Source organism: Petrotoga sp. 9PWA.NaAc.5.4 (assembly GCF_002895485.1).
Taxonomy (GTDB): Bacteria; Thermotogota; Thermotogae; order Petrotogales; family Petrotogaceae; genus AZRK01.
Genome location: NZ_AZRK01000044.1, coordinates 1 through 13,209 on the forward strand (window position 1 = coordinate 1; position 13,209 = coordinate 13,209).

The 13,209-nt window shown below is 30.4% G+C and carries 14 protein-coding genes; 5 read left to right on the plus strand and 9 right to left on the minus strand.

Annotation, left to right across the window (positions count from 1 at the left end; translation table 11 throughout):
* Positions 1–354 precede the first annotated feature (354 nt).
* The 4 genes from X924_RS08825 (at position 355) to X924_RS08840 (ending at position 5,968) form a co-directional block, all read left to right on the plus strand.
* Positions 355–1,641, plus strand: coding sequence for an MFS transporter (locus tag X924_RS08825; RefSeq protein ID WP_121958546.1), 1,287 nt, complete (start codon positions 355–357; stop codon positions 1,639–1,641).
* A 237-nt stretch (positions 1,642–1,878) separates the two neighbouring features.
* Positions 1,879–2,454: a nitroreductase family protein gene (locus X924_RS08830; protein ID WP_121958547.1), complete on the plus strand. Its 576-nt coding sequence runs from the start codon at positions 1,879–1,881 to the stop codon at positions 2,452–2,454.
* Between the two features lie 629 nt (positions 2,455–3,083).
* Complete coding sequence (locus X924_RS08835; RefSeq protein ID WP_121958548.1) at positions 3,084–5,327, plus strand: bifunctional dihydroorotate dehydrogenase B NAD binding subunit/NADPH-dependent glutamate synthase; 2,244 nt, start codon at positions 3,084–3,086, stop codon at positions 5,325–5,327.
* Complete coding sequence (locus X924_RS08840; RefSeq protein ID WP_121958719.1) at positions 5,327–5,968, plus strand: protein-L-isoaspartate(D-aspartate) O-methyltransferase; 642 nt, start codon at positions 5,327–5,329, stop codon at positions 5,966–5,968. Before X924_RS08835 ends, X924_RS08840 begins: the two co-directional genes overlap by 1 nt.
* Positions 5,969–6,031: 63 nt before the next feature.
* Here the strand turns inward: X924_RS08840 and X924_RS10185 are convergent, their stop codons facing one another.
* Positions 6,032–6,208 (minus strand): hypothetical protein, encoded by a 177-nt coding sequence (locus tag X924_RS10185; RefSeq protein WP_158245359.1) that lies wholly within the window; start codon positions 6,206–6,208, stop codon positions 6,032–6,034.
* A 144-nt stretch (positions 6,209–6,352) separates the two neighbouring features.
* On the opposite strand from X924_RS10185, the gene X924_RS08845 reads away from it, so the two are divergent.
* Positions 6,353–6,985: a DsbA family protein gene (locus X924_RS08845; protein WP_121958549.1), complete on the plus strand. Its 633-nt coding sequence runs from the start codon at positions 6,353–6,355 to the stop codon at positions 6,983–6,985.
* 30 nt (positions 6,986–7,015) lie between these two features.
* On the opposite strand, the gene X924_RS08850 is transcribed toward X924_RS08845, so the two are convergent.
* From X924_RS08850 to X924_RS08885, 8 genes are all read right to left on the minus strand, one after another.
* Positions 7,016–8,116 carry a BMP family protein gene (locus X924_RS08850; protein ID WP_121958720.1) on the minus strand — a complete coding sequence of 367 codons (1,101 nt, stop codon included), beginning with the start codon at positions 8,114–8,116 and terminating at the stop codon, positions 7,016–7,018.
* Positions 8,117–8,205: 89 nt separating this feature from the next.
* Positions 8,206–9,636 carry a complex I subunit 5 family protein gene (locus tag X924_RS08855; protein WP_121958550.1) on the minus strand — a complete coding sequence of 477 codons (1,431 nt, stop codon included), beginning with the start codon at positions 9,634–9,636 and terminating at the stop codon, positions 8,206–8,208.
* A gap of 32 nt (positions 9,637–9,668) precedes the next feature.
* Positions 9,669–10,019, minus strand: coding sequence for a cation:proton antiporter subunit C (locus tag X924_RS08860; protein ID WP_121958551.1), 351 nt, complete (start codon positions 10,017–10,019; stop codon positions 9,669–9,671).
* The gene (locus X924_RS08865; RefSeq protein WP_121958552.1) at positions 10,016–10,705 is read right to left on the minus strand and encodes an MnhB domain-containing protein; all 690 of its coding nucleotides are present in this window, start codon (positions 10,703–10,705) and stop codon (positions 10,016–10,018) included. The genes X924_RS08860 and X924_RS08865 overlap by 4 nt, the downstream gene beginning before the upstream one ends.
* Positions 10,702–11,472 (minus strand): hydrogenase subunit MbhD domain-containing protein, encoded by a 771-nt coding sequence (locus X924_RS08870; RefSeq protein WP_121958553.1) that lies wholly within the window; start codon positions 11,470–11,472, stop codon positions 10,702–10,704. Before X924_RS08870 ends, X924_RS08865 begins: the two co-directional genes overlap by 4 nt.
* On the minus strand, positions 11,472–11,756 hold the full coding sequence (locus X924_RS08875) for a monovalent cation/H(+) antiporter subunit G (RefSeq protein ID WP_121958554.1): 285 nt from the start codon (positions 11,754–11,756) through the stop codon (positions 11,472–11,474). Before X924_RS08875 ends, X924_RS08870 begins: the two co-directional genes overlap by 1 nt.
* Positions 11,753–12,010, minus strand: coding sequence for a monovalent cation/H+ antiporter complex subunit F (locus X924_RS08880; protein WP_158245360.1), 258 nt, complete (start codon positions 12,008–12,010; stop codon positions 11,753–11,755). Before X924_RS08880 ends, X924_RS08875 begins: the two co-directional genes overlap by 4 nt.
* The gene (locus X924_RS08885; RefSeq protein WP_121958556.1) at positions 12,007–12,429 is read right to left on the minus strand and encodes a Na+/H+ antiporter subunit E; all 423 of its coding nucleotides are present in this window, start codon (positions 12,427–12,429) and stop codon (positions 12,007–12,009) included. The genes X924_RS08880 and X924_RS08885 overlap by 4 nt, the downstream gene beginning before the upstream one ends.
* Positions 12,430–13,209 lie beyond the last annotated feature (780 nt).

A 13,209-nucleotide genomic window follows, 5' to 3' on the forward strand; every position in this document is an offset into this window, starting at 1 on the left:
CTACATAGGAGATAATCTATTAAAAGTAACCATCGAAGAATTGAAAGAAATATTGAAATAGAATCCCCTTCAATAAAGGGGATTTTTACTTTCCATGCTCTCACTCCTTACCTTTGTTTTATCATTTCCTTCATTTTTCTCCAATCTCTATTTGGGGTGATTATGTTAAGCTTTTCTTACACAAAATATTTTATATCACCTGAGGCCTAAAAAATAAATTATTTTCATTAGAATGTTTTGTAAAATTATAAAAAATTTACTATAATATATTTTAAAAGTAGTGGGATAAATATAATTATAAAAAGTATTAAATCAATTAAAAGATAAGCTATACTTTAATGAGTGGTGAAAACTTTGAAAAAACGTCATCCTATGATAAATACTCTTTTAAACCTCAAAGGTAACACTAAAGCGTGTGTTTACACTGAACCGTTATGGGGGATTCCTTTTAATCTATATACTCCTTATGCTTCTGTATATATGTTCGCCTTGGGACTTGGAGATAGTCAAATAGGTCTTGTTGCAAGTATAGGACTGGCATTTCAAATATTATTTGCTTTATTAAGCGGTGCTATTACAGATAAACTTGGTAGAAGGAAAACCACTTTTATATTTGATATTATTGCATGGAGTGTTCCTTGTTTGATTTGGTTTTTTGCGAAAAACTTTACTTATTTTGTGGTTGCCGCAATAATAAACAGTGTTCAACGGGTAACTGCGAATTCGTGGACTTGCTTACTAGTTGAAGATGCTGAACAAGAAAAATTAGTGTATATTTATTCATGGGTTCATATGGCGGGATTAATAGCGGCTTTTTTTGCACCCATTGCTGGATTTTTTGTAGCAAAATTTGACGTTATTCCTGCTGTAAGGATTTTATATTTAATAGCTTTTGTAATGATGACTTCAAAATTTGTTATTCTTTATATTTTTTCTGAAGAAACTCAACAAGGGAAAAGAAGGCTTGAAGAAACTAAAAATGAACACATTTTTTCTTTGCTGAAACAATATGGTGGAGTATTAAAAATTATTTTAGAATCTCCACAAACATTATTGTCATTCGGTATTTTATTGGTAATGAGTATCGTGAATATGGTAAATACTACTTTTTGGCCGCTTTATATTACAGAAAAAATTGGAGTTTCGGTACAAATGGTTTCTTTATTTTATTTTTTACGCTCTGCAACTATCTTAGTTATTTATTTCATTATTATTCCGAAAATAAATTTATCTTTTTTTAAATATCCTCTTCTCATAGGTTTTAGCTTATTTATAGTCAGTCAAACTCTCCTAATCAGTGCTCCAGCGCATAGTTATATTATTTTAGTGGTAAGTACATTATTGGAAGCTTTTAGCTTATCTTTGATTAACCCTTTAACTGATTCCTTAACAATTATTAATGTTGATCCCAATGAAAGGGCTAGAATTATGGCAATTTTGCATGTAATAATGATAGCTTTAACTTCTCCATTTGGATGGATTGCTGGAATCCTTTCAGAAAAATGGAGACCATTGCCTTTTATATTGAATATCTTTCTTTTTGTAATAGGTATAATATTTACTTATTTTTTATCGTTAATTACTAAAAACAAGGATAAAATTAAAGAAGAGATAGTCTTTGTCGAAAAACCATTAAAATAAAACCATCAATGTTAAGAAATTTAAATATGTTATAATACTTATGAAACGGTACTTTTTAAAAATTGGATGAAAATATATAGGTACTTTAGAAATGATAATTTTCAGAAAATAAGCTTTTGAATTTAAAATGGGTACGGGGCATAGCCCTCTCCCCTTCCTTGCTAAGATATACACATAATAAGGATTTTGGAGGTTCTAAAGTAAGTATGAAAATATAATAACGGAGGTATGTGAAAAATGAGTGTACGGGATATAATAAAACAGAGAAGAACAATAAGAAAGTTTAAACAGGACTCTATAGATGATAGTATCTTAAAAGATTTAGTTGATTGTGCAAGGTTAGCTCCTTGTGCTTCAAATAAGCAACCTTTGGAATTCGTAGTGGTAAAAGATAAAAAAGTTTGTGCTAAAATTTTTGAAAATACTGGTTGGGCAGGTTATATATCTCCTAAATGGACACCAAATGAAGGAGAAAGGCCTACTGCATACATTGCCATTTTGGTTAATAAAGTTCGAGCAACAAAATGGATTGGGCACGATGTAGGTGCCGCATTTGAAAACATCGTTTTAGCAGCTTGGGAATTAGGAATAGGCAGTTGTATTATTGGATCCATAAAAAAAGAAAATGTTGCTAAGATTCTGAATGTTCCAGATGAATACGAAGTTGATACGATAATTGCCTTAGGATACAAAGGACATGAATCTTACGCTGAGAATAATGATGAAACTGTTAAATATTATATGGATGAAGAAGGTAATTTTCATGTGCCTAAAAGGCCACTTGAAAAAGTAATTCATTTTGATAGATTCTAAAAGATAAAATCTAAAAATTTTATGTGAATCAATGTTTAGGTACTTTAGAAATGATAATTTTCAGAAAATAAGTTTTTGAATTTAAAATGGGTCCAGGGCGGAGCCCTCCTCCCCTTCCTTCGGTACAAATACCGAAAAAGTCAAAAAATTAAGAATTAGCAAGGATTAGATAGGTACTTTAGAAATGATAATTTTCAGAAAATAAGTTTTTGAATTTAGAATGGGTCCAGGGCGGAGCCCTCCTCCCCTTCCTTCGGTACAAATACCGAAAAAGTTAAAAAATTAAGAATTAGCAAGGATTAGATAGGTACTTTAGAAATGATAATTTTTCAGAAAATAAGTTTTTGAATTTAAAATGGGTTCAGGGCGGAGCCCTCCTCCCCTCCCTTCGGTACAAATACCGAAAAAGTTAAAAAATTAAGAATTAGCAAGGATTAGAAGTGGGGAGGTATTTTATAAAAAGTTAAACACTAAAATATTTATAAAATGTGAAGTTTAGAATTTCTAAAATGAGTAAGGATTAGAGCTAAGGAGGTATTTTTGAAAAAATCAACGCTAAAACATACATATAATAAGGATTTCGGAATTTCTAAAGCGGTTATAAATCAATGTTATAAGGGAGGAAACAAATGTTTTTAATTTCTGATAAGAATAAATTAGCCCAAGGTGTTTACAGTATATGGGTAGAAGCTCCAAAAATAGCTCAACATGCTAAAGCGGGACAGTTTGTAATTGTAATAGCTCAGGAAGATGGAGAAAGAGTTCCTCTCACAATAGTAGATAAAAAAGGTGACAAGATAAGGCTTATCTTCCAAGTTGTGGGTAAAAGTACACAAAAAATGGCTGCTTTTGAGGATGGAGATTCTTTTGCTCATGTAGTAGGGCCTTTAGGAACACCTTCAGAAATAGATTATTATGGAACTGTTTTGTTAGTTGGGGGGGGTATAGGAGTTGCGCCTGTTTTTCCTATTTTGAAAGCATTAAAAGAAAAAGGGAATAGAGTAATTTCTATAATAGGTGCCAGAACCTCTGATCTTGTAATTTTAGAAGAAGAATTTTCACAATACTCTGATAAAGTACTAATTACTACAGATGATGGATCAAAAGGGATAAAGGGTTTAGTAACTGATGGGATGAGGAAAGTAGTTTCTGAAGGGGAAAAGATAGATAAAGCGTGGGCTATTGGTCCAGTTATTATGATGAAATATGCGACATTAACTGCTCAAGAATTGGGTTTTCCTATAATTGTTTCTTTGAACCCAATTATGGTCGATGGTACGGGGATGTGTGGAGGTTGTAGAGTAACTGTTGGAAACAATGTGAAGTTTGCTTGTGTTGATGGGCCTGAGTTTGAAGGGGAATTAGTTGAGTGGGACGAACTTTTAAAAAGGCTTGGGCAGTATAAGATAGAAGAAAAAACCGCCATCCAAGACCAGCCAAAAAAGCAACCTAAAAAAATTTTAAAAAACAAAGTTCCTATAAAAAAGCAACCTCCAGAGGTTAGAAAGCATAATTTTCAAGAAGTTGCATATGGTTATTGTTTAGAAGAGGCAATGATGGAAGCAGAAAGATGTTTACAATGTCCTGATAGCGCTTATAACTGTATAAAAGGATGTCCTGTAGGTATAGATATTCGTGGATTTATAAGAGAAATAAAAGAAGGAAACCTTGCCAAATCGGCAGAAATTTTGAAAAGTTACAATAACTTACCTGCCATATGTGGTCGCGTTTGTCCTCAAGAAAATCAATGTGAAGGAGCTTGTACCTTAGGTAAATCAGGAATTTTTGAACCAGTAGCTATTGGTAGGCTCGAAAGGTTTGTTGCAGATTGGGAACGTGTTCAAAGAAAAACAGAAGAAAAGAAAGAAGTAATTAAAATTAATGAATTTAGAGGCAAAGTAGCTGTTGTTGGAGCCGGACCTGCGGGTTTAACGGTGGCGGCAGATTTAGCTAAAATTGGATATTATGTGAAAATATTTGAGGCATTACACAAGCCTGGTGGGGTTCTTACTTATGGGATTCCTGAATTTAGGCTTCCAAAGCAGATAGTTTTCGAAGAAGTTGAATATGTTAAATCCTTAGGCGTTGAAATAGAAACGGATGTCGTAGTTGGTAAAACTATAACGATAGATGAACTGAGAGAAAATTTCGATGCAATTTTTATCGGTACTGGTGCGGGAACTCCAAAATTTTTAAATATCTCTGGTGAAAATTTAAACGGAGTTTATTCTTCAAGTGAGTTTTTAACAAGAGTAAATCTTATGAAAGCATATCAATTCCCTTTAGTGGATACTCCTGTTAAAAAAGGCAAAAATGTTGTTGTCGTTGGCGGGGGAAATGTAGCTATGGATGCTTCGAGATCTGCTTTAAGGCTTGGGGCAGAAAGTGTAACGGTAGTATACAGAAGAACGGAAGAAGAAATGCCTGCAAGAAAAGAAGAATATGAAAACGCTGTAGAAGAAGGCATCAATTTTATGTGGTTAACCAATCCTATAGAATGTAAGGGAGACGAGACTGGTAATTTAATTTCAATAATTTGTCAAAAGATGAAATTAGGTGAACCTGATTCTTCAGGAAGAAGAAGACCCGTACCAGTCGAAAATAGTGAAATAGAAATACCGGCAGATCTTTTTATAGTAGCTATTGGTCAAGAATCTAACAAAGTATTATTAAACGCTTTTCCAGAATTGAAACTGAATAAATGGGGATATATTGAAGCTGATCCAATCACGGGGGCTACTTCTATAGAAGGAATATACGCAGGAGGAGATATTGTTACCGGTGCAGCTACTGTTATAGAAGCAATGGGTGCAGGTAAAAGATCAGCAAAAGCGATAGATGAATACATTTCATCAAAGGTTGGTAAGATTTGATAGATTTCGAAAAAGCCAGAAAAAATATGGTTGAGTATCAATTAAAATTAAGAGGAATATATGACAAAAAAATTCTCAACGCTTTTATGAAGGTTAAGAGACATTTATTTGTTCCTGAAAGTATTCAAGAATACGCTTATGAAGATTGTGCTTTGCCTATAGGCGAAGGGCAAACTATTTCTCAGCCATATATAATAGCTCTTATGCTACAAATTTTAGAATTAAATGAAAATGATGTTGTTTTAGAAGTGGGGACTGGATCAGGGTATCAAACTGCTTTATTGGCTAATATTGTAAAATTTGTTTATTCTATTGAAAGAAACGAAATTTTAATGCAAAAAGCAAAAGAAAGGTTATTAAACTTAGGTTACAATAATATCTTTATTGAAATTGGAGATGGAACTAAAGGATGGCCCGAAAAAAATATTTCTTTTGATAAAATAATCGTATCAGCAGCAGCACCTAAGGTTCCAGAACCATTGTTTGAGCAACTTAAATCAACTGGGGTTATGGTAATTCCTATTGGTTCTAAAACTTACCAGAGGTTATGCAAAATTGTTAAGTTAAATGATGGAAGTATGCAAAGTGAAGATTACGATGGGTGTGTATTTGTTCCTTTGATAGGTGAATATGGTTGGTAATTACGAAATAAGCAGTCAAAAAGGCGCATCTATCTAATCTTATAAATGCGCCTTTTAATTATTTTAATTCAAATTATCATCTTTTAAAATATTCCTTTTTCGGAAACATTCTTCTTCAGGTATTTCTCCATTTGCAAATTTTCCATTCAATATTTCTAACGCTTCGTTCTTAGAACTTTGTTTTTCATAGTATTCATTTCCATTGATAATACCTCCTTTATATCCAGCAGATATGTGCAAGGTATAATTATTGTCTCTAAGTGTTTTAAAATTTATATTGAATAAGTATTAAATATACCTGTTTTTTAATTTGGACTAAAATGCTCTTATTTATGATATACTATATTTAAACTGATTTTTATTCCAAATTATTGAGGTGATTATATGGTAATAGAGTTTTATCATGATGTCTTATGTGCGTGGTGTTACGCGCTTTCTCCCAGATTAAGAAAAATTGTTAAAGAATATCCTGATATAGAAGTGATTCATAAAGCATTTCCTTTAGCTCCTGAACATAGAGATTTAAGTGAAATGTTTGGAAATAAATATAAAGCTAAGGAAGAGATTTTGAATCATTGGAGAGCTGCAAATGCAAATGACGATGAGCATAGAATAAATGCCGAACTTATGGCGATGAGAGATTTTGATTATCCTTATTCAATGCCTGGACTCATGAGTTGTAAAGCTGCCGAATTGCAGGGAGGACAAGAGGCTCATTGGGACTACTTCGATAGAGTTCAGAAAGCGCATTTAACAGACTGTGAAAATATTGCTGATCAAAATGTGTTAATAAATTGTGCAGAAACTATTGGATTAGACATAGATAAATTTATAGAAGATTTTCAAAGTGAAAAAGTAAGAAATATGGTTATGGAAGATTATGATTACGCAAGAAAAAGTGGTGTCACTGCTACTCCGACTCTTATAATAGATAGAAAATGGATAATAAGTGGAGCAGTAAAATATGAAGAATTAAAACAAGCAATAGAAGAAATAATAACTGGAAAATTAGAATAAAATATCCCGCTTATCGCGGGATATTTTATTCTAATATGGAAAAACTATTTCAGGAACTTCGAAAGAACCTATTTTTGAAGGATCAGTAGGAATTACCAGTTTTCCTTCTTTTATAAGTTTTGTCAAATATTCAATTTCAACAAAAAAACGTGTTGGAACCATGCTTCTTGTATATTTCATAGGACTAATGCTAACTCCACCTTCTTTTAAACCCAAACTATAAACTCCTGAATTAAAAGTTCTCACTGACATAGCATTTTGAATTCCCTCAAATGCAGCAGTATCAACTCTCTTCATCGCACTTGTTAATACGTATCCTGGTGCCATATAATCTTGATCAACATCCACACCTATTGCAAAATGACCTCTTTCCAATTCGTAATATTTATCAATTACGTCTTTCAAAGGAGCATTTATAGGTAAGTTATACAATGATGCACCTCTTTCTTGAGCAGCACTGATAACTCCGTTACCGGTCGGACCTGCAGCATGGAAAACAATATCTGCTCCCCTTTCCATTTGTGTCAAAGTCATACTTTTCCCTAAAGCAGGATCGTTGAATGTATTAGCATATCCTGAAATAACTTCAACGTTTGTATTATGTAATACGTTGTAAACTTTAACACCTGCCCTATAACCTGCTTCATATTTAGTTACTGCCGGGACAGCAACTCCTCCAATAAAACCAACTTTACCGGTTTTTGTCATCATAGCAGCTAAATAGCCAGCAGGGAAACTCGATTCATGTTCCTTAAATACATAGCTTATAACGTTTGGAGGAACTATTTGACCAGGAGATGGTTCTATATCTATTCCTACAAAGTAGACATCTGGAAATTGAGGGGCAACATTAAATAAAACATCTGTCATCATAAACCCTACAGCAATTACAACATTAGAATTTTTTGCAGCATTAGACAAATTTGGTAAATAATCAGTTTGTTCGCGTGATTGAATGACATCAATTTCTACCCCTAATTCATCTTTTGCCCTTAAAACTCCTTGCCATGTACCATCGTTGAAAGATTTGTCACCTAAACCACCCACATCAGTAACCATAGTTACTTTAAAAGGAAAAACAAAGGATACTAAAAAAATAGCAAATATAAGCACTAACAAAGTCTTTTTCATCACTTATCATCCTCCTTTGAAAGTGATTTATGAACAAAAAAATTTTTCTATATTTATTTTAGCATATATACATTTTGAAAAATCTTTATCTATCTAATAAACATCAAAGAGATTAACAGAAATAATATTTGATAAATGAAGCTGTTTTTAAAATTATAGATTTCTACATCTTTTATGGTGACTCTATCTTTGAATGTTATAAAAGTCAAAACTCCTAAAGAAAAAAGCAAATACTGAAATAAAATCTTTAAAACCGGTATGACATAATTAAAGTTAAAAAAGTAATATACAATTAGGTAAATATTTAAAATCATAAAAATCAAAATATACCAGTATTTTAAAGAAAATTTATTCTTATCGATAGTAAAGATGCTTATAATTTTATAAAAATACATACCACATATAAAAATATTGATATCAATGAATATTGATAAATTTGAACTATCTTTTATAAAAAATAAACTAAAAGGGAACAGACCGCTTAAATTCAACAAGAAAAAGGTGAAAATTATAAAAAATAAAAGATCTATCGACTTTCCCTTTAATTTATGTATATCTTTAGTTCCGGTTTCTTCATATACGTCTTCTATAATCATGAACAGGAACCCTTTACTAAACATGTGAAAAATTATAAAATGTGGAAAAAGATTCGGATTCGATAAAATTACGAGTAATGCATAGCTCATTTGAGTCATAGTTGAATAGGCCAAAAATCTTTTTAAATCGTTTTGCATTAATGTAAAAATAGAAGAACATACCGAAGAAATAATTGCAAATCCAAATAAAAAGTTCTTCATCTCTATAGTTAAAGATGGTATAAGAAGATATAAAATAAATAACGAAAGCTTAACAATCATTCCGGAAAGAATTGGAGAAATACCTTTAACTGCTTGTGTGTGAGCATCAGGTAACCAGCCCGATAGAAAAAATAAACCGCTCTTAATTAAAATGCCTGTAGCTATAAAGCTGAAGGCAACAGGATTTAGTCCATTATTTACATTAAGATATATATTTAAAGTTCCCGAATAAGAATATAATATTCCTACTCCAATCAAATAGAAATTTAAAGCAACTATACTCATTATCATATATTTTAAAGAAGACCACACTTTTGTTTCTTTTTTATCGTAAGATAATAGCAAGAATACTGATATTGACGCAAGTTCTAAGTGAACATATAGATTAAAGAAGTCTCTACTTGAGAAAAAGCCGTTTATACTTCCTATTAAAAGCAGCCATAGTGAGAAGAAAACATTATCATATATCTTTCTTATTCTAAAAAAAGAAATAAGCGAAAATATTGAAAAAGAAATAACTAATGTTTTACTAATTATGTCAAAGCTAAATTCTATACCGTTTAAAACATTATGACCACCAATCACCATAGTTTGTACAGGGGAAAATATAGCAAATACAAAAGTTAATATGGAAGAAATCAGAACTAAAATATTTGCCTTTTTTTTAAATAAATATGCTAAAACTCCAAAAGACATTGGTATCAAAGTCAAAAGCAAAAACATTATTTCCTCCTACTTCAAAAAAATTTTTAATATCATTCCTTTTTAAAATCATCATTTTTTATTTTACTTTCTATTTCATCAACATTATATGTTTTGAACTTTAAAAAAAGTATCATGGCAAAAACCAGCATTAAAGCAAGATTTGCAAATCCTATAACTATAACTGTTAATAAAAAGGAATGGATCAAGGGGTCCGAATAGCTGTCAACTCCTAACACAATAATAGGGGAATGATAATCAAAGGCTAAAAGAACGAAAAACAAAACAACTCCGCTTTGAAAAACTCCAAGATTTATAAATTTTAAAATAAGATCTTTTTTTATAATAACTCCAAATAACCCAATAAAAATTGTTATAAAAGCAGCTATTTCATAAGCATTCATAATAAACCTCTGTGTTTTAAAAATCTATATAGTATTGTCCAAGTTCCTCCAAATACTTCAAACAATATTAAAAAGTTCAATATTATTGCTGAACCTCCACTCGTTAATTTTCCTGGAGTGCCTGCATTATTAAAGTTAGAGAAAAAATTATTTCCCCAAATATAACCCATAAGACCATAAACAATTATTGCTAAAGGTACTAACATTTTTGCTTTTTCAATTTGGGAATTAAGGAATATTTCTTCTATTTCATCAGTTTGTCTTACAAAGGATACAGCTAAAAATGCAGTTCCTAAAATTGTTCCCGCGGCAAATCCTCCTCCTGGAGCAAGGTGTCCTGTTATAGCAATATATAGTGAGGTTAAAACCATTATTTGAAATAATATAGGTGTGATTACTTTTATAATTGAAGTTTCATATGTAGTATTTTGATTATTCGTTTCTGAAATGGGTATTTTCTTCATAAACTCAGATACTCCTATAACTGCGACTGTGAAAACTAATATTTCAAAAAGAGTATCGTATACTCTATAATCTAGAACAATCGCTGAAACCATATTGGTTGATCCATTTTCGTTCAAAATGTCTAAAGGATTATAAAAACTTTTTGCATCTCCAATCGTTAAATTCGATACTATTAGGATAAAAATGCATATAAGCAAAGAGAGAATGAAAAAATTTTTCATCCAAAGTACCTCCGTATTAGATTTTTATAATATTTTCTATCTTTTTTTATTTCGCTAATATATTTATTAAAATCCTTTAATAGGGAACTATCTTTTTTTGAGAAAATTATTCTATATCCAGAGCGTTTAAAAATTTTTAAATCCGTAGTTTCCAATTTTTCTAAACTATTCTTTAAGGTCTGTAATCTAATTTCATCGATAACAAAATCATTATCTAAATCATTTTGTTGAAAGGTCTCTATATCAGGAAGAAAAATTCCTACAGGAGCTTTTTTAGGTTCTCCTATTACATAAAGTTTAGAATTAATAATGGGTTTAGAAGCAAGAAATTCTTTGTTATCTTCAAAAATTATTCCTCCAACTAATATTGCCCCGTGATCTTTTAATTTTTCTAATACAGATGCGTCATCTACTTTTATAAAATCTGCGTCTAAACCTTTCCTTTCTAAAAAATTCTTAATAATTTCATACTCAAAACCGTGCAATTTATTATCTTTTTTTTCTATCAAATATGGAGTTTCAAGATAATAAATTGTTATTTCCGCATTTTTTTTAATGGCTAAAATATATATAAATATTACAAAAGCTGCTCCTACGGTAATCTCTACAAAAGCAACATCTGGAGCGTTTAAAAGGAAAAATAAAACCGATAAGGAAACTGAAAAAATTCCGTATCCTATAATTGCATACAAATGATTATCTTGTATTAAAGTGTATAAAGCAAAAATTATTAAACATCCCAATAAAAAAATTATAGATAGATTCATTAGTTCTTTTTCCCTAACTTTTCACCAGATTTAGCCGCGCTGTAACCTATAATAGAAGATATTACAGGATTCAAAATCAGAACAAGAACAGCAATTATAGACAATCTTCCAACTATTTCAGGATATCTTAAAATCAATGCTACCATTATAGAAAATACTCCTACCGTATCCGATACCCCTACAGCTTGAATTTTTGAATAAAGATCTTCCATTGTGAACAACCCTATAGTTCCAATTATTAAAAACACTATGCCACTAACTAAAAAAATATTTGAAATAATCATTTTATATCACCTTTTCTCTCTAAAAAAATTGAAATAATCACTATTCCCCATACGTTTAAAATCAAAAAAATGATTATCACGTCCAATAAAAATAATTGATCTGAAATAAAAGCAAATACTAACATTAATAAAACAGCTTTTGAAGAAAAAGAAGAATAAGCAAGAACCTTTTCCCATTTAGAAGCTGTGAACATAAATTTTATAAGTGTTATTAACATTGAAACAAGAAGAAATATTTCTAAAATGTTTGTCAAAAGATGTCTTCCTCCCATTCACTTTCGATCTCGTGGATTTCTTCTGAGTTTGAAGATACTTTATGAATAATTAACGTTTCATCTTCTTCATACAAAGCAAGTGTTTTAGGCGTCAAAGTAACAGATATTGATATGGCCGCTTTTTCAAAATCTGACTTTCCTTTCATGTCAATATGAGTTATTCCTGAATGTCTTTTATAGAAAATAAGAGGTATAAATTGAAAAGTATTTTTGTACATTTTTAAAATGCTACCAATACTATAAATTAAAAGTTGAATAGTTCCATAAATTGTATTTTTAAAAAATAAGTTTGTTAGTTTCACTGTAATAAAAACCATTGAAATGCCTAATATTATTGATAGATCTGAAAAGTCATTTATTAAAACACTCCAAATAAAAAATAAAAATATATACGTCATTTCTTCACCCTTATATTATTTTATTTATTATATTATTAATTATTATTAATAACATCGAAAAAGCTAAAAAAATATTTACAAATACTAATATTATACCATATTAATTTCCTATAAATTTTTAAAATTATAAAGTAAAAGTTTATAAAAATTTTACTTTATAGAAAATTAATAACTTGACAAAAAAAAGATAACTTATTATAATTGTTTCGAATTTTGTATTCTTTTTTTTGAAAAATTATGAAAAACTTCGAAGAATAAATTGCAGAGTTTTATGATTTATAGAGGCTTCAAAAATGAGAATTTTCTAAAAATAAGCGTTTGAATTTATAACAGGTTCAGGGTGAAATCTCATCCTTCTTCTTTGGTATGTGTGTCTAAGAGGTTGAAGTAATAGAGGATAGCTCAAAATTAGAATTGTGAAGGTAATTTGTAAAAAGTTAAACGCTGAAATATTGATAAAATATAAATTTTATAATTTTTAAAGCGAGTAAATAACTGATTAGGTGCTTTAGAAATAATAATTTTCAGAAAATAAGCTTTTGAATTTAAAACGGGTCCAGGGCACAGCCCTCTCCTCCTTCTTTGGTTACAAGTACCGAAAAAGGTAAAGAGATTAGGAATTAGTAAGTATTAGAACTTAGAATGACTAAAAAAGAAGTGGGAACTTTAGAAATGATAATTTTCAGAAAATAAGCTTTTGAATTTAAAACGGGTCCAGGGCACAGCCCTCTCCTCCTTCTTTGGTTACAAGTACCGAAAAAGGTAAAGAGATTAGGAATT